The sequence below is a fragment of the Acidovorax sp. GW823-FHT01C06 genome (assembly GCF_058798375.1).
The window spans coordinates 70,928-86,583 of the sequence record NZ_JBXAKN010000014.1; the positions used below are offsets into that span (position 1 = coordinate 70,928).

Sequence of the window (15,656 nt, forward strand, 5' to 3'; positions counted from 1 at the left end):
AACACCCAGACTTGGCGACGAGCGGCGCACGCTCTCCGCGCCGCTTTCCACCACATGCCCGCACCGTCCAGCGTTGGGCCACCCATCGGCCCCCGGCCCCTCAGGCACCGTCCATCAGCGTGAGCGACCCGAACGGCATGTGGTGCATCAGCTCGCGCAGCACCAGCAGGGTGGCCGCGAATGCAGCGCGGGCGGGCAACCCCTCCTGCGAAGCCGGACGCCCCTGGGATACGGAGACAAGCCGGTTGAACACATGCTCCAGGGCATCGAGAGTGAGCATGCGCCGCGGCCCTGGCGCAATGCCCGCCAGGGTGGCGATCTCGTGCAGCGCCGGGTCTGCGGAACAAGGCGCGACCACCGCACCCTGCGGCACCCAGGGGCGATGGCGGACATGGGCGGCGTAGACCTCGTCCTCCACCCGCGCAATGGCGGTCTCCAGCTCGAAGGGGGTGGGAAGCGCCCCGCGGAAAAAATCGCGCGCCGTCTTCTGGCTGCCCAGCGCCAGGGTCAGCACGACGGAGGGCAGCTGAGGATCCAGCCCCGTCGCCACCACGGTGTGCTCCGCCCCCATGTGCAGGGCGGTGGCCAGCTGCCCTGGCACGGCAAGGCCATGGACCCGGCGGTACAGCGACGCGATATCGACGTCCGCATCACCCCCCTGGGGCGACGGCGATGAAGCCACCAGCGGGGACGGAGGGGACGAAGGAGATGGCGGGGACGGAGGGGACGAAGGAGATGGCGGGGACGGAGGGGACGAAGGAGATGGCGGGGATGGTGGGGGCATGGACATTCCGCGGTGTGGTGGGCAAGGAGCAGGAGGGCATGGCCCGGGCCCGCGTGGATGGCGGGAAGTCGTTCGTGGATCCATCCCGTCAAGGCCGCGCGGCCTGCGTGACAAATCGCTGGTGGATCTCCACAGTCAGTGCTTCGACGCGCAGCGTGAGCTGGCGCGTCTGTTCGGTCAACAAGGTGTTTTGCTGCAGCAGCTCCAGCACCTGCGCGGCATTCTGCGCGGCAATGGCTTGGCGTTGTTCGCTGGCGATGGCCAGCGCCTCGCGGTGCTGCGCATCCGCGTCGGCGTGGTGCTTGTCGCGCGCGGCCTGCCGCGTCTGGGCGAGCAGGATGAGCGGCGCGGCGTAGGCCGCCTGCAGGCTGAACGCAAGGTTGAGCAGGATGAACGGATAGGGATCGAACCTGGCGGCACCCAGCACGTTGATCAAGATCCACGCCGCCACGATCAGCGTCTGCGCACCGAGAAACAGCGGCGTGCCAAAGAACCGCGCAAAGGCCTCGGCCTGCAACGCAAACCGGTCCGTGCCGAAGGTAGGGGCCAGGTGCTCATGGTGCCGGTGAAAGCGCAAGGGGTCCACCCGGGGCGGGCCGTCTTCCAGGGGTGGGGCGTTGTGCGCAGGGTGGGGGTGGGCGGTCATGGGTGTTCCTCTCCGATCGGGGCGCATTCGCCAACAGGCAGCAAACAGGCAGAAGGCGCCTGGCCCCACTCTACGCCTGGACGACTGCCGCCGGTCCGTCAACGCCGCGCTACCGGGCGTTGAGCCCCGCACACAACCCCTGCGCCGCGCCGACAGGCGCTGCCAGCCTGCGCCTACACGCCGGGGCAGCCGCCGTGCCTACAGTCGAATGCACAGACAACCGCCGCGCAGCGCATGCCCACAAAGCCCTGCAAGGCACCCTCGAAAGCCGCCACCGCAGGAGCAATCTCATGCGCATCCACGCCATGCCTCGCCGCCACTCCCCCTGGTCCCTGGTGATCGGAGCCACCGCACTGATGGCGCTGCTGGCGCTCACGGCCTGCTCCACGCCACGCACGCCCGAAGGCATCCAGGCCGTGACCGGCTTCGATGTGGACCGCTACACCGGCCACTGGCACGAGGTGGCGCGCATCGACCACTCGTTCGAGCGCGGCCTCACCCAGACCAGCGCCACCTACAGCCGCAACCCCGACGACACCGTGAAGGTGGTGAACCGGGGATACGACCCGGTGCGCAAGGAATGGAAGGAGGCCGAGGGCACGGCAAGCTTCGTCAATGCGCCCACGCGCGCGGCGTTGAAGGTGTCGTTCTTCGGGCCGTTCTACGGCGGCTACAACGTGGTGGCGCTGGATGAGAACTACCAGTGGGCCATGGTGGTGGGCTCCAGCAAGGACTACCTGTGGATCCTGTCGCGCACCCCCACCCTGCCCTGGCATGTGCGCGAACACCTGATCGAGCGTGCGCAGTCCATGGGCATCGACGTGGGCCGCATCCTGTGGGCGCCGCCCGCCAGTGAACAGCACGCCAGGCGCGCAGTGATGACCTGAGGCAAGGCCAGGCGCTGCAGGCGTGGAGCCCGGGCGCCGGATGCCAGCACCGTGCCGCGGCGAAGCACCGCGATGCGATGTGGTGCGCCGCACCCAACCGGCATAAAGCCTCTTTTTGCTACCAATTAAATAGCGCTCCGCGCTTTCACCACAAGCGCCAGCGGCCATTTCGGCCAGAAACTAGTCCGCCCCGGGCACGGTGGCGGCGGCCACCAGGCGCTGGGTGTAGGGGTGCCGGGGTGCGTCCAGCACCTCGTCCACGCTGCCGCTTTCCAGCACGGAGCCATCCTTCATCACCAGCACCTGGTGCGCCATGGCCCGGATCACGTCCACGTCGTGGGTGATGAGCAGGTAGCTCAGGCCCTTTTCTTTCTGCAGGCGCTGCAGCAGGCCCAGCACCTGCTGCTGGATGGTGACGTCGAGCGCGCTGGTGGGCTCGTCGAGCACGAGCACCTGCGGTTGCACGATGAGGGCGCGCGCGATGGCCAGGCGCTGGCGCTGCCCACCGGAGAATTCATGCGGGTAGCGCTCAAGCAGCCGCGGGTACTGGGCCTCGGCCAGGCCCACCTCGGCCAGCGCGGCCTCGACCCGGGCGCGCCGCTGGGCCACGCCCAGCGCGGGCTCATGCACCTTGAGGCCCTCGCCCACGATCTCTTCGACCGTCAGGCGCGGAGAGAGCGACGAGAACGGGTCCTGGAACACCACCTGCACGCGGCGGCGCAGCTGCTGGTTGGCGGGCGTGTTGCGCGTGGCGGGCTGCTGCCACGCCTGCCCGCCGACCTTCAGCTGGCCGGTGCAGGGCAGCAGGCCCAGGATGGCCTGCGCCAGCGTGGATTTGCCCGACCCGGATTCGCCCACCACGCCCAGCGTCTCTCCGGGCGGCAGCGCGAGCGTGGCGGCCTGCACGGCCACGAACTCGCCTTTCTGGAACCATCCCCGCAGGCCGGGGAGCGGCGTGGGGTACACCACGCGCAGGTCCCGCGTCTGGACCACCGGCGGCGTGCCCGCGGGGGAATCGGCGGGTGCCACGTCACGGCGCGGCTGGCTGGCGATCAGGCGGCGGGTGTAGGCATGCTGCGGCGCGCCGAACACCTCGGCCACGGGCCCCTGCTCCACCAGCACGCCCTGCTCCATCACGGCCACGCGGTCCGCGAAGCGGCGCACCAGGTTGAGGTCGTGCGTGATCAGCAGCACCGCCATGCCGTTCTGCCGCTGCAGATCGGACAGCAGGTCCAGGATCTGGCCGCGCAGCGTGACGTCGAGCGCGGTGGTGGGTTCGTCGGCCAGCAGCAGCTGCGGCTCGCTGGCCAGGGCCATGGCGATCATGGCGCGCTGGCGCTGGCCGCCCGAGAGCTGGTGGGGAAAGCTGTTGGCGCGGCGCGCGGGCTCGGGAATGCCGGTCTTGGCCAGCAGCGCAACGGCGGCCTGCGCGCATTGCTCGCCCATCAGGCCTTTCTTGAGCTGCAGGATCTCGGCGATCTGCGTGCCAATGGTCATCAGCGGGTTGAGCGCGGTCATCGGCTCCTGGAAGACCATGGCGATCTCGCCGCCGCGCACGCCCCGCATCTCGCGCTCCGTGAGCGCCAGCAGATCGCGCTGCCCCCGCAGCATGGCCTGGCCGGTGATGGCGGCATTGCCCGCCAGCCGCAGCAGGCTGAGCGCGGTGATGGTCTTGCCGGAGCCGGACTCGCCCACCAGCGCGAGTTTTTCGCCGGCTGCGATGGTGAAGCTGGCCCCGCGCACCACTTCCTTGGCGCCGAAGCGCACGTGCAGATCCCGCACGTCGAGCAGCGGAGCGGCGGGAGCGCCCCCGGGGGGCAGCGAGGACATGCCGGTGCCAGGCGTGGGGGCCATCATTGATCGGCCTTTCGGGGGTCGAGGGCGTCCCGCAGCGCATCGCCCATGAAGGTCAGCAGCAGCAAGGTGGTGACCAGCACGGCGAAGGTGGACAAGGAAATCCACCACGCGTCGATGCTGTTCTTGCCCTGGCTCAGCAGCTCGCCCAGCGACGGCGTGCCGGGCGGCACGCCCAGGCCCAGGAAGTCAAGCGAAGTGAGCGCGAGGATGGCCGCGCTCATGCGAAACGGCAGGAAGGTCACCACCGGGGTGAGGCTGTTGGGCAGGATGTGGCGCCAGATGATCTGCGCATTGCCCACGCCCAGGGCCCGCGCCGCCTTCACGTAGTCGAGCTGGCGGTTGCGCAGGAACTCGGCGCGCACGTAGTCCGACAGGCCCATCCAGCCAAACAGGGAGAGAAGGATGAGCAGCAGCGAGATGCTCGGGGCGAACACGGCGCTGAAGATGATGAGCAGGTACAGCTCGGGCATGGAGCCCCAGATTTCCATGAAGCGCTGGAACGCCAGATCGGTCTTGCCCCCAAAGAACCCCTGGATCGCCCCCGTGACCACGCCCAGCAGCACGCCCGTCACCGTGAGCGCCAGGCCGAACAGCACGCTCACGCGAAAGCCGTAGAGCAGCTGGGCCAGCAGGTCACGCCCCCGGTCGTCGGTGCCCAGCCAGTTGTCGCCGGTGGGCGCCGACGGGTTGGGCGACTTGGCGAAGTAGTTGAGCGTGTTGGGCCCGTACGGATTGAGGGTGTACAGCGCCCAGTTGCTGCCCTGGCTCAGCCGGTTCTTGATGAAGGGGTCCAGGTAGTCGGTGGGGGTCTCGAAGTCTCCGCCGAACGTGGTCTCGGGGTAGTCCTTGAGCATCGGAAAGTAGGTGTGCCCCTCGTAGCGCACGATGAGCGGCCTGTCGTTGCTGACCAGTTCGGCGCACAGGCTCAGCAGCACCAGGGCACTGAAGATCAACAGGCTCCAGTAGCCCAGGCGGTTGCGCCGAAAGCGCAGCCACGCGCGGCGCGCGGGAGAGAGCGAAGGCGATGGAGAGGCAGGGCTCATCAGGGCTGGCTGTTCGTTTGGTTCAAGCTGGCTGGGCGGGCTGGCGGGCTAGTCAAACTTCACGCGGGGGTCCACCCACACGTAGCACAGGTCGCTGACCAGCTTGGTCACCAGGCCGATCAGCGTGAACAGGTACAGCGTGCCCAGCACCACGGGGTAGTCGCGGCGGATGACGCTGTCGTAGCTGAGCAGGCCCAGCCCGTCGAGGGAGAACAGTGTCTCGATCAGGAGCGAGCCCGTGAAGAACGCACCGACGAACGCGGCCGGAAACCCGGTGATGATGGGGATGAGCGCGTTGCGAAACACGTGCTTCCACAGCACCTGCCGCTCCGACAGGCCCTTGGCGCGGGCCGTGAGGACGTACTGCTTGCGAATCTCTTCCAGGAACGCGTTCTTGGTGAGCATGGCCGTCACCGCGAAGCTGCCCAGCACCATGGCCGTGACGGGCAGCGTGATGTGCCACAGGTAGTCCACGATGCGCGCGCCCCAGGAAAGCTCGTCCCAGTTGGCCGAGGTCAGGCCCCTGAGCGGGAACCACTGCAGCTGCCCGCCAAAGATCACCAGCAGCGCCACGCCCAGCACGAAGCCCGGAATGGCATAGCCCACGAGGATGATCAGCGTGGTCACGAGGTCGAACCGCGAGCCTGCCCGCACCGCCTTGGCCACACCCAGCGGCACGGCCACCAGGTAGCTGATGAAGAAGGTCCACAGGCCCAGACTGATGGAGACGGGGAGCTTTTCCTTCACCAGATCCCAGACGGCCTTGTTCTGGAAAAAGCTCTGGCCCAGGTCGAAGCGCGCAAACTGCCCCAGCATCTGCAGGAAACGCTCGTGCGCGGGCTTGTCGAAGCCGTACAGCGCCTTGATCTGCGCAAGCCGCTTGGGGTCCACGCCCTGGTCGCCCCGGTAGGCCATGCCGCCCGATTCCACGCCGCTCTTGCCCGCGGCCGTGCGCGCTTCGGCCAGGTACTGCTCCACCGGCCCCCCCGGCACGAACTGGATCACCGCGAAAGTCACGAGCAGCACCCCCAGCAGGGTGGGCAGCATCAGCAGCAGGCGTTTGGCGATGTAGGCGAGCATGGGATGGAAAGGGTGACTCTCAGGGCTGCGGCGGCTTCGGGGTCATGGCTTGAGGCTCCACCATGAGTACATGAGCCATTCCTCCGCCTTGGCATAGGGCGGCATCGGCTCCTTGTAGGCCAGGCGCTGCTGGTTGTACACCACGCGGTGCGAGGCCAGCGTCCACTGCGGTATGAGGTAGTGGCTGTGCATGATCACGCGGTCCAGCGCGCGGCAGGCGGGCAGCATCTCCGACTGGCTGCGCGCACGGGTCAGCGCCGTCACCAGGGCATCCACCGCAGGGCTCTTCACGCCCGCGTGGTTGCTGGAGCCTTCCACATCGGCCCCCTTGCTGCCGAACAGCTCCTTCATGGCCTGCCCCGGGTTGTAGGTGCCGGGGTAGTTCAGGCTGACCATGTCGTAGTCGAACTTGTCCATGCGCTGCAGGTACAGCGCAAAGTCCACCGACGAGAACCGCAGCGTGATGCCGAGCTTTTCCAGATTGCGCATCCAGGGGGTGACGGTCCGGGCCCCCGCTTCCTTGCTGTCCAGGTATTCGATCTCCATGGGATCGCCCTTGGCGTTGCGCAGGGCGCCGTCGCGGTACGTCCACCCCGCATCGGCCAGCAGCTGGCGGGCGCGGCGCAGGTTGTCGCGCAGCGAATGGCCATCTCCCTCCGTCACGGGCGGCGTGTACATGGGGCCGAACACGGCGTCGGGCACCTTGCCGCGCCAGGGCTCCAGCAGGGCCAGCTCCTCAGGCCCCGGCGTACCCGTGGCTTCGCAGCTGGTGTTTCCGAACAGGTCCTTCACGCGCGGGTAGCCGCCATAGAACATCTGGCGGTTCATCCACTCGTAGTCGATGGCCAGGCCCAGCGCCTCGCGCACGCGGACGTCCTGGAGGATGGGGCGGCGCGTGTTGAGCACGTAGCTCTGGAACCCCGCGGGCAGCCTGTGCGCCATGTCCTTCTTGACCAGCACGCCCTGCTTGAAGAGCTTGCCATCGATGCGGCGGGCCCAGTCGCCCGCCGAATAGATGGTCATGAAATCGAACTCGCCGGCCTTCATGGCCTCCAGCCGCGCGGTGTTGTCCTTGTAGATCTTGACCGTGATGCGGTCGAAATTGAAGGCGCCGCGGTTGACGTTGAGGTTGCGGCCCCAGTACTGGGGATCGCGCTCGTAGGTGATGTCGCGGCCGAACTTCATCGGCCCGATGCGGTAGGGGCCGCTGCCAATGGGAATGTCGGTCACGATCTCGTCAAAGCGCTTGGCCTTGCCATCGGGCTGGCGCCCCCAGGCGCGGCTGAAGACCGGGATGCCCCCGGCGGTCAACGGCAGTTCGCGGTTGGGCTGCTTGAATCGAAAACGCACGGTGCGCGTGTCCAGCACGTCGACGCCCGCCACCTCCTGCAGCAGCGTGGCGTAGCTGGGCGACGCGTAGGGGCCGATCAGCGTGTCGTAGCTGTACTTGACGTCCGCGGCCTCGACGGGATCGCCGTTGTGAAAGCGCGCCTCGGGGCGCAGGCGGAACGTGGCGCTCAACCGGTCGTCGGCCACCTGCACATCCTCGGCCAGCAGGCCATAGGCAGAGGCCGTCTCGTCCATGGAGCCGGTCAGCAAGGTCTCGAACAACAGGTCGCTCAGGTACGCGGGCACCGAGCCCTTCATGGTGAACGGGTTGTACTTGTCGAACGTGGAATAGCGCAGGTTGCTCACCATGCGCAGCTCGCCGCCCTTGGGGGCCGCGGGGTTCACATAGTCGAAATGCGCAAAACCCGCCGGGTACTTGAGGTCGCCCCACAGCGCGTACCCATGCGCGGCCCACGCCGGGACGGCACACCCCATCAGCAGAAAAGTCAGCCAGAACCGCATGCGACAATTCTGCACTACGCCGAAGGTGCCGCCGCGCAGGCTGTGGAGATTCCCCCGCAGGCCGCCAGGGCGCCACGGCCCACGCCAATTTCCGCATTCCACAGGAGAACAACAATGGGTTTTCTGACCGGCAAGAAGCTGCTCATCACAGGTGTGCTGTCCAACCGTTCCATCGCCTACGGCATCGCCAAGGCCTGCCACGCGCAGGGCGCCGAGCTGGCCTTCAGCTACGTGGGCGACCGCTTCAAGGACCGCATCACCGACTTTGCCGCCGAGTTCGACTCCAAGCTGATCTTTGACTGCGACGTGGGCAGCGACGAGCAGATCGAGCGCATGTTCGCGGACCTGGCCCAGGTGTGGCCCAAGTTCGACGGTTTCGTGCACAGCATCGGCTTCGCCCCCCGCGAGGCGATCGCCGGCAACTTCCTCGAGGGCCTCTCGCGCGAGGGCTTCCGCATCGCCCACGACATCAGCGCCTACAGCTTCCCGGCCATGGCCAAGGCCGCCCTGCCCTACCTGAACGACAAGTCGTCGCTGCTCACATTGAGCTACCTGGGCGCGCTGCGCACCATTCCCAACTACAACACCATGGGCCTGGCCAAGGCCAGCCTGGAAGCCTCCGTGCGCTACCTGGCCGAAGCCGTGGGCCGCACCGAGGACGGCCGCGCCATCCGCGCTAACGGCATCAGCGCCGGCCCCATCAAGACGCTGGCCGCCAGCGGCATCAAGGACTTCGGCAAGCTGCTCAGCCGCGTGGCCGACGCCTCGCCGCTGCGCCGCAATGTGACGATCGAAGACGTGGGCAATGTGGCGGCGTTCCTGCTGTCCGACCTGGCTTCGGGCATGACCGCCGAAATCACCTACGTGGACGGAGGCTTCAGCCAGACGGCCGGGCTGAGCGCCGACCAGGTCTGACCCGCCAGGAAATACGAACCAGAATTCGCGCCAGCGCTTGATGACAAAGCGCAAGCCGCTACACATTCAATAGCATATGCGCCGCAGAAGCTGCCTGGCATGGCTGGCGTGGGCCACGGCCCTGCCCCACGCCCGTGCGGCGGATGCACCCGCGCTGCTGCTGGCCAATGTGTACCGGCCTGGCATGCCGTTGGCGGACTACTGGGTCAGCGAAAAATACGACGGTGTGCGCGGCTACTGGGACGGCCAGATCTTGCGCACACGCGGCGGCGAGACGATTGCCGCCCCGGCCTGGTTCACCGCCGGGTGGCCTGATACCCCCATGGACGGTGAACTGTGGGCCGGGCGTGGCCGATTCAGCCAGGCGCAGTCCACCGCGCGGCAGCAGCAGCCCGATGACGCCGCCTGGCGCCAGATGCGGCTCATGGTGTTCGACCTGCCCCGGCACGGCGGCACATTCGATGAACGGCTCGCCGCGCTCAACGCCCTGGTCGCGGGCATCGGCCAGCCCTGGGTGCAGGCCGTGCCGCAACAGCGCGTGGCCAGCGACGCCGCCCTGCAGTCGCTGCTGCAGCGCACGGTGCGTGCGGGGGGCGAAGGCCTGATGCTGCACCGGGGCGCCTCGCTGTACCGGTCAGGACGCAGCGACGATCTGGTCAAGGTCAAGACCCACGAAGACACCGAGGCCCGCGTGGTCGCCCACCTGCCCGGCAAGGGCCGTCATGCCGGGCGCATGGGCGCGCTGCTGGTGGAGATGCCTTCGGGCCAGCGCTTCCGGCTGGGCGCAGGATTCACCGAAGCCGACCGCAGCCATCCACCGCCGGTGGGCAGCTGGGTGACCTACCGCTATCGCGGCACGCACGGGGGCGGGCTGCCCCGGTTTGCCAGCTTCGTGCGCGTACGCGAGGACATGCCCGCGCGCTGAGCAGGCACGTCTTGCGCGCATTTGCTATTAAAAATATAGCAATGAGCGCTTGTCATTCAAGCGCTCCTGCCATCTTTATGCCCTAACCAAGAGTCCGCGCGGGCCTTCAGACAATGCGCCCGTAAGGGCCGTCGTCCCCCACCTGCACCAGGTTCTTGGCGGTGGCCAGCGGCTTGGGGTTCTTGCCGGGGGCCTTGTTCGCATCGGCCACGCAATCGGCGTAGTACCGCACCTGGCCGTTCTCGTCCTCCACCTCCACCAGGCCGTGGATGTCGGTCTCGAAGCCCGGGCACAGCTTGGCGAATTCGCGGGCGAACTTGAGGTAGTCCACGATCTTCTTGTTGAACACCTCGCCGGGGATCAAGAGCGGAATGCCCGGCGGGTACGGCGTGACCAGGCCCACGGTGATGCGGCCTTCCAGGTGGTCGATCTCCACCCGCTCGGTCTGGCGGTGCGCGATGTGCGCGTACGCGTCCGAGGGCTTCATGGCGGGCGTGAGGTCCGACAGGTACATCTCAGTCGTCAGGCGCGCGATGTCGTACTTGGCATACATCTCGTGCACGTGCTGGCACAGGTCCTTGAGGCCCATGCGCTCGTAGCGCTTGTGCTGCTGGCAGAACTCGGGAAGGATGCGCCACATGGGCTGGTTCTTCTCGTAGTCGTCCTTGAACTGCTGCAGCGCCGTGAGCAGCGTGTTCCAGCGGCCCTTGGTGATGCCGATGGTGAACATGATGAAGAAGCTGTACAGGCCGGTCTTCTCCACCACCACGCCGTGCTCGGCAAGGTACTTGGTCACGATGGACGCGGGAATCCCGGTCTTGTCGAACTTGCCGTCCAGGTTCAGGCCCGGCGTGACGATGGTGGACTTGATCGGGTCCAGCATGTTGAAGCCGTCGGCCAGCTGGCCGAAACCGTGCCACTTGCTGCCGTTCTTCTTGCCCTTACCATCGCTGCGGATGATCCAGTCCTCGGCCCGGCCCAGCCCTTCGTCCACGAGCTTGTCCGGCCCCCAGACCTTGAACCACCAGTCGTTCTTGCCGAAGTCATCTTCCACCTGGCGCATGGCGCGGCGGAAGTCCAGCGCTTCGAGCAGGCTTTCTTCCACCAGGGCCGTGCCGCCGGGCGGCTCCATCATCGCGGCGGCCACGTCGCAGCTGGCGATGATGCTGTACTGCGGGCTGGTGCTGGTGTGCATCAGGTAGGCCTCATTGAAGAGGTGCCTGTCGAGTTTCGTGGTCTGCGAATCCTGCACCAGCACATGGCTGGCCTGGCTGATGCCCGCCAGCAGCTTGTGGATGGACTGCGTGGCGTAGGTCACCGAATACTTGGGGCGCGTGCGCTTCTTGCCCATGGCATGGTAGCTGCCATAGAACGGGTGGAAGGCCGCGTGCGGCAGCCAGGCCTCGTCGAAGTGCAGGTTGTCCACATAGCCGTCGAGCATGCCCTTGATGGTCTCGGTGTTGTACAGCACGCCGTCGTAGGTGGACTGAGTGAGCGTGAGCACGCGCGGCTTGACCTTCTTGGCATCCACGCCCTTGAGCAGCGGATTGGACTTGATCTTGGCCTCGATGGCCTTGGGCTCGAACTCGCTTTGCGGGATGGGCCCGATGATGCCGAAGTGGTTGCGCGTGGGCTTCATGAACACGGGGATGGCCCCGGTCATGATGATGCTGTGCAGGATGGACTTGTGGCAATTGCGGTCCACCACCACCACGTCGCCCGGGGCCACCGTGTGGTGCCACACCATCTTGTTGGACGTGCTGGTGCCGTTGGTCACGAAGAAGCAGTGGTCGGCATTGAAGATGCGCGCGGCATTGCGCTCGCTCTCGCCGATGGCGCCGTTGTGGTCCAGCAGCTGCCCGAGCTCTTCCACCGCGTTGCAGACATCGGCGCGCAGCATGTTCTCGCCGTAGAACTGGTGGTACATCTGGCCCACAGGGCTTTTCAGGAACGCCACGCCGCCCGAATGGCCGGGGCAGTGCCAGCTGTACGAGCCGTCTTCGGCGTAGTCCAGCAGCGCCTTGAAGAACGGCGGCTGCACGCTCTCCAGGTAGCTCTTGGCTTCGCGGATGATGTGGCGCGCCACGAACTCGGGCGTGTCCTCGAACATATGGATGAAGCCGTGCAGCTCGCGCAGGATGTCGTTGGGCAGGTGGCGGCTGGTCTTGGTCTCGCCGTGCACGTAGATCGGCACCTCGGTATTCTTGCGCCGCACCTCGCCGATGAAGTTGCGCAGGCTCAGCACGATGGGGTCGAGCCCCTCGCCCACGGTGAATTCTTCATCGTCGATGGACAGGATGAAGGCGCTGGCACGGCTTTGCTGCTGCGCGAACTGCGACAGATCGCCGTAGCTGGTGACCCCCACAACCTCGAAACCCTCGGACTCGATGGCCTGCGCCAGCGCGCGGATACCGAGGCCCGAAGTGTTCTCGGAACGATAGTCTTCATCGATGATGATGATGGGAAAGCGAAACTTCATGCGCAGCCTCCGTGCAACCGTGCCCTGCCCGGCCAAAAAACGAAATAGGCGCGAAGTGTAAGGAATAACGTTGACGCGCCTTTGAACTGCCATGCTTTTGACCCAGAATGTGGTGCACTAAACACAAACAACGAGGAGTCGGCTATGGAGGAATCCACCATCTGGTGGCTGGCCGCGGGCGCTGTGGTCGTCGCGGAATTGCTCACGGGCACTTTCTATCTGCTCATGGTGGCGGTGGGCCTGGTGGCAGCCGCCCTGGCCGCGCACCTGGGCCTGCCGGTCACGGTGCAGATCGTTGCCGCCGCCATCGTGGGCGGTGGGGCGGTGGTGGGCTGGTACTACCTCAAGAAAAAACGTCCCGGAGACCCGTCCGCCCGCGCCGACCGCAGCGTGAACATGGACGTTGGCGAGACCATCCTCATCGAAGGCTGGAACCCGGACGGAACCACCACGGTGAAATACCGCGGCGCCACCTGGACAGCCATTCACCGCCCGGGCGTCACGCCCTCCACGGGCATGCACCGCGTGGCCGAACTGGTGGGCAACCGCCTGCTGGTCGATCCGCTGTAGGTAGCGGCCGCCAACGCTTCACTCCCAGAAAAGAAAAGAGAGGTCCTTCATGGAAATTGCCATCGTCATTCTCGTCATTGCCGTGATCTTCATCGCGCGCTCGGTCAAGGTCGTCCCCCAGCAGAACGCCTGGGTCAAGGAACGCCTGGGCAAATATGCTGGCACCCTCACACCGGGACTGAACTTCCTGGTGCCCTTTGTCGACAAGGTCGCCTACAAGCACAGCCTGAAGGAAATCCCGCTCGACGTTCCCAGCCAGATCTGCATCACGCGCGACAACACCCAGCTGCAGGTGGACGGCATCCTCTACTTCCAGGTCACCGACCCCATGCGGGCAAGCTATGGCTCCAGCAACTACATCATGGCGGTGACGCAGCTGGCGCAGACCTCGCTGCGATCGGTCATCGGCAAGCTGGAACTGGACAAGACCTTTGAAGAGCGCGACATCATCAACGCCCAGGTCGTGCAAGCCATCGACGAAGCCGCGTTGAACTGGGGCGTGAAGGTGCTGCGCTACGAAATCAAGGACCTGACCCCCCCGAAGGAAATCCTGCACGCCATGCAGGCCCAGATCACGGCCGAGCGTGAAAAGCGCGCCCTCATCGCCGCCTCCGAAGGCCGCCGCCAGGAGCAGATCAACATCGCCACCGGCGAGCGCGAGGCCTTCATCGCGCGATCCGAGGGCGAAAAGCAGGCCGTCATCAACAAGGCCCAGGGCGAGGCCGAATCCATCAAGGCCGTGGCCGAAGCCAATGCCCAGGCCATCGAACGCGTGGCATCGGCCATCCGCCAGCCGGGTGGCGAGCAAGCCGTCCAGCTCAAGGTCGCGGAAAAGGCGGTGGAGGCATACAGCCAGGTGGCTGCGGACTCGAACACCACGCTCATCGTGCCCAGCAACATGACCGAGGTGTCGGCACTGATTGGCTCGGCAATGAAGATGGTTCAGGCTCAGAAGGTGAACTGAGCGGCACTTGTCCCTGGTCTTGAGGAACGGAATTCTCCGCATTGGCCTGACATGAGAAGAAGCGGGCCGCACCTGCAGGGCAGCGGCTGACACGCAGTGCGCCTGAAAGCGCGTGATTGCTTGCCTGCTGCCCCCTGCAGGCGCTTGCTCAGATCACACGGCGTACAACAGTGCAATGGCCCGTGCCTCCATCGCCAGGCTTTGCCCCACGGGCCCCAGGCGCTCGGCGGTCTTGGCTTTCACGTTGACCTGGCCGGAGTCGACCCCCAGGGCCTTCGCAATGCACTGGCACATGCCGGGAATGTGGGCCGCCAGGCGAGGCGCCTGGGCCACCACCGTGCTGTCCACATTGCCGATGGCGTAGCCCGCGGCGCGCACGCGGCGCGCGGCCTCGGCCAGCAGCACGGCCGAATCGGCGCCCCGGAACTGCGCATCGGTATCGGGAAAATGGCGGCCGATGTCCCCCAGGCCCGCGGCCCCCAGGATCGCATCGGTAATGGCGTGCAGCAGCACGTCGGCATCGGAATGGCCCAGCAGGCCCAGGGTGTGCTCGATGGTCACCCCGCCAATCACCAGCGGCCGCCCGGGCACCAGTGCGTGCACATCCCAGCCTTCTCCAATCCTGAAGTTCATCCGTTCGTTCGCCTTCTGCCCGCCAGGGGCTCATGGTCCTCCTGCCCTTGCGCGGGCAGGCTCAGAAAATCGTCTTGCGCCCCGTCTCGGTCGCCCCCTGCCCGCGTTCGCCACCAAAGCGGGCCAGCGTGGTGCCATGGCCGCGCTGCGCCAGCACGGCCTCGGCCAGCGCGAAATCGTCGGGGTAGGTGACCTTGAAGTTCTGCGCGCCGCCGGGCACCAGGCGCGGGTGCAGGCCCATGGCTTCCATGGCGCTGGCCTCGTCGGTCACGTTCGATCCCACCTTGTCGAGCGCGTCCATCAGGGGGCCTATGCGGAACATCTGCGGCGTCTGCGCCAGCCACTTGTTGCTGCGGTCCACGGTGGAGGCCACGCGCACGCCCCCGGGGCCGTCGATCGAGGTCTTGAGCGTGTCGGCCAGCTGGTGTGCGAGCAGGCCGCCCACGCTGTCCTGCGCGCACACATCGATCAGGTGGTCGATCTGCGCCGTGGTGACCAGGCAGCGCGCCGCATCGTGCACCAGCACCCAGTCATCCCGCTGCGCGCCCCGCGCGAGCAGCGCCCGCAGGCCGCCCAGCACCGTATCGGCGCGCGTGGGGCCGCCGCATTCGACCGCGAAGTACGCCGGGTGCGCATGCGCATCCAGGAAACGGTCGCCCGGCGCCACGGCCACCAGCGTGCCCAGCAGCCGGCCCACCCCGGCAAAGGCCGCCAGCGTGTGCAGCACCATGGGATGCCCCGCCACCAGGTGGTATTGCTTGGGCAACGCAGCGACGGGTGGTGCCGCCGCCTCGGACGCGGAAAAGACCCCCAGCGTGGACCCGGCAGACAGGCCCGGGGCCGGCACCATTGCCGCAGGCGGGGCCGCCACGGCGCGCGACCCCGTTCCCGCGCAGGGCACCAGCGCCCAGAAACGTCCGTGGGCGGACAAGGGAACGAGGGGTGTTGGCAACAGCACAGCAGTCATGGCCCGCCCATTCTAGAATCTCCGGTTGCCCACCCGTGCGGCCTGCGTGCGTTTT

The 15,656-nt window shown here is 66.9% G+C and carries 14 protein-coding genes; 5 read left to right on the top strand and 9 right to left on the bottom strand.

The window, feature by feature from the left end; genetic code table 11:
- Positions 1-100: 100 nt before the first annotated feature.
- Positions 101-682 (bottom strand): hypothetical protein, encoded by a 582-nt coding sequence (locus tag AC1RCS_RS23085; protein ID WP_492246238.1) that lies wholly within the window; start codon positions 680-682, stop codon positions 101-103.
- A gap of 190 nt (positions 683-872) precedes the next feature.
- The gene (locus AC1RCS_RS23090) at positions 873-1,430 is read right to left on the bottom strand and encodes a DUF1003 domain-containing protein (RefSeq protein ID WP_492246237.1); all 558 of its coding nucleotides are present in this window, start codon (positions 1,428-1,430) and stop codon (positions 873-875) included.
- A gap of 290 nt (positions 1,431-1,720) precedes the next feature.
- Between AC1RCS_RS23090 and AC1RCS_RS23095 the strand changes: the two genes are divergently transcribed.
- Positions 1,721-2,317, top strand: coding sequence for a lipocalin family protein (locus AC1RCS_RS23095; protein ID WP_492246236.1), 597 nt, complete (start codon positions 1,721-1,723; stop codon positions 2,315-2,317).
- A gap of 180 nt (positions 2,318-2,497) precedes the next feature.
- Here the strand turns inward: AC1RCS_RS23095 and AC1RCS_RS23100 are convergent, their stop codons facing one another.
- The 4 genes from AC1RCS_RS23100 to AC1RCS_RS23115 are packed head-to-tail and all read right to left on the bottom strand — an operon-like array spanning position 2,498 to position 8,148.
- Entirely contained in the window at positions 2,498-4,174 is a 1,677-nt protein-coding gene (locus tag AC1RCS_RS23100; protein WP_492246235.1) for an ABC transporter ATP-binding protein, read from the bottom strand.
- A complete protein-coding gene (locus tag AC1RCS_RS23105; RefSeq protein WP_218294303.1) occupies positions 4,171-5,217 on the bottom strand; it encodes an ABC transporter permease in 1,047 nt (348 codons plus the stop codon). The genes AC1RCS_RS23100 and AC1RCS_RS23105 overlap by 4 nt, the downstream gene beginning before the upstream one ends.
- A 48-nt stretch (positions 5,218-5,265) precedes the next feature.
- On the bottom strand, positions 5,266-6,297 hold the full coding sequence (locus tag AC1RCS_RS23110) for a microcin C ABC transporter permease YejB (RefSeq protein WP_218294302.1): 1,032 nt from the start codon (positions 6,295-6,297) through the stop codon (positions 5,266-5,268).
- A 42-nt stretch (positions 6,298-6,339) separates the two neighbouring features.
- The gene (locus AC1RCS_RS23115) at positions 6,340-8,148 is read right to left on the bottom strand and encodes an extracellular solute-binding protein (RefSeq protein WP_218294301.1); all 1,809 of its coding nucleotides are present in this window, start codon (positions 8,146-8,148) and stop codon (positions 6,340-6,342) included.
- A 114-nt stretch (positions 8,149-8,262) separates the two neighbouring features.
- On the opposite strand from AC1RCS_RS23115, the gene fabI reads away from it, so the two are divergent.
- Both fabI and AC1RCS_RS23125 read left to right on the top strand, forming a co-directional pair.
- On the top strand, positions 8,263-9,063 hold the full coding sequence (gene fabI / locus AC1RCS_RS23120; protein ID WP_218294300.1) for an enoyl-ACP reductase FabI: 801 nt from the start codon (positions 8,263-8,265) through the stop codon (positions 9,061-9,063).
- Between the two features lie 76 nt (positions 9,064-9,139).
- On the top strand, positions 9,140-9,988 hold the full coding sequence (locus AC1RCS_RS23125) for a DNA ligase (protein ID WP_492246234.1): 849 nt from the start codon (positions 9,140-9,142) through the stop codon (positions 9,986-9,988).
- A 106-nt stretch (positions 9,989-10,094) separates the two neighbouring features.
- On the opposite strand, the gene AC1RCS_RS23130 is transcribed toward AC1RCS_RS23125, so the two are convergent.
- Positions 10,095-12,467, bottom strand: a complete 2,373-nt coding sequence (locus AC1RCS_RS23130) for an arginine/lysine/ornithine decarboxylase (RefSeq protein WP_218294298.1) — start codon at positions 12,465-12,467, stop codon at positions 10,095-10,097.
- A gap of 144 nt (positions 12,468-12,611) precedes the next feature.
- Here AC1RCS_RS23130 and AC1RCS_RS23135 point away from each other — a divergent pair, with 144 nt between their 5' ends.
- Complete coding sequence (locus AC1RCS_RS23135) at positions 12,612-13,037, top strand: NfeD family protein (protein WP_218294297.1); 426 nt, start codon at positions 12,612-12,614, stop codon at positions 13,035-13,037.
- A gap of 49 nt (positions 13,038-13,086) precedes the next feature.
- Complete coding sequence (locus tag AC1RCS_RS23140) at positions 13,087-14,001, top strand: SPFH domain-containing protein (protein ID WP_492246233.1); 915 nt, start codon at positions 13,087-13,089, stop codon at positions 13,999-14,001.
- Positions 14,002-14,154: 153 nt separating this feature from the next.
- Here the strand turns inward: AC1RCS_RS23140 and ispF are convergent, their stop codons facing one another.
- The gene (gene ispF / locus AC1RCS_RS23145) at positions 14,155-14,634 is read right to left on the bottom strand and encodes a 2-C-methyl-D-erythritol 2,4-cyclodiphosphate synthase (RefSeq protein ID WP_492246232.1); all 480 of its coding nucleotides are present in this window, start codon (positions 14,632-14,634) and stop codon (positions 14,155-14,157) included.
- A gap of 61 nt (positions 14,635-14,695) precedes the next feature.
- Positions 14,696-15,601, bottom strand: a complete 906-nt coding sequence (locus AC1RCS_RS23150) for an IspD/TarI family cytidylyltransferase (protein WP_218294210.1) — start codon at positions 15,599-15,601, stop codon at positions 14,696-14,698.
- Between the last annotated feature and the right edge of the window lie 55 nt (positions 15,602-15,656).

Excerpts from the sequence above, each read along its gene's own strand:
- AC1RCS_RS23110 (WP_218294302.1), bottom strand. The coding sequence starts at position 6,297 with ATGCTCGCCTACATCGCCAAACGCCTGCTGCTGATGCTGCCCACCCTG.
- AC1RCS_RS23105 (WP_218294303.1), bottom strand. The coding sequence starts at position 5,217 with ATGAGCCCTGCCTCTCCATCGCCTTCGCTCTCTCCCGCGCGCCGCGCG.
- AC1RCS_RS23130 (WP_218294298.1), bottom strand. The coding sequence starts at position 12,467 with ATGAAGTTTCGCTTTCCCATCATCATCATCGATGAAGACTATCGTTCC.
- AC1RCS_RS23140 (WP_492246233.1), top strand. The coding sequence starts at position 13,087 with ATGGAAATTGCCATCGTCATTCTCGTCATTGCCGTGATCTTCATCGCG.
- ispF (WP_492246232.1), bottom strand. The coding sequence starts at position 14,634 with ATGAACTTCAGGATTGGAGAAGGCTGGGATGTGCACGCACTGGTGCCC.
- AC1RCS_RS23090 (WP_492246237.1), bottom strand. The coding sequence starts at position 1,430 with ATGACCGCCCACCCCCACCCTGCGCACAACGCCCCACCCCTGGAAGAC.
- fabI (WP_218294300.1), top strand. The coding sequence starts at position 8,263 with ATGGGTTTTCTGACCGGCAAGAAGCTGCTCATCACAGGTGTGCTGTCC.
- AC1RCS_RS23135 (WP_218294297.1), top strand. The coding sequence starts at position 12,612 with ATGGAGGAATCCACCATCTGGTGGCTGGCCGCGGGCGCTGTGGTCGTC.
- AC1RCS_RS23150 (WP_218294210.1), bottom strand. The coding sequence starts at position 15,601 with ATGACTGCTGTGCTGTTGCCAACACCCCTCGTTCCCTTGTCCGCCCAC.
- AC1RCS_RS23115 (WP_218294301.1), bottom strand. The coding sequence starts at position 8,148 with ATGCGGTTCTGGCTGACTTTTCTGCTGATGGGGTGTGCCGTCCCGGCG.
- AC1RCS_RS23125 (WP_492246234.1), top strand. The coding sequence starts at position 9,140 with ATGCGCCGCAGAAGCTGCCTGGCATGGCTGGCGTGGGCCACGGCCCTG.
- AC1RCS_RS23100 (WP_492246235.1), bottom strand. The coding sequence starts at position 4,174 with ATGATGGCCCCCACGCCTGGCACCGGCATGTCCTCGCTGCCCCCCGGG.
- AC1RCS_RS23095 (WP_492246236.1), top strand. The coding sequence starts at position 1,721 with ATGCGCATCCACGCCATGCCTCGCCGCCACTCCCCCTGGTCCCTGGTG.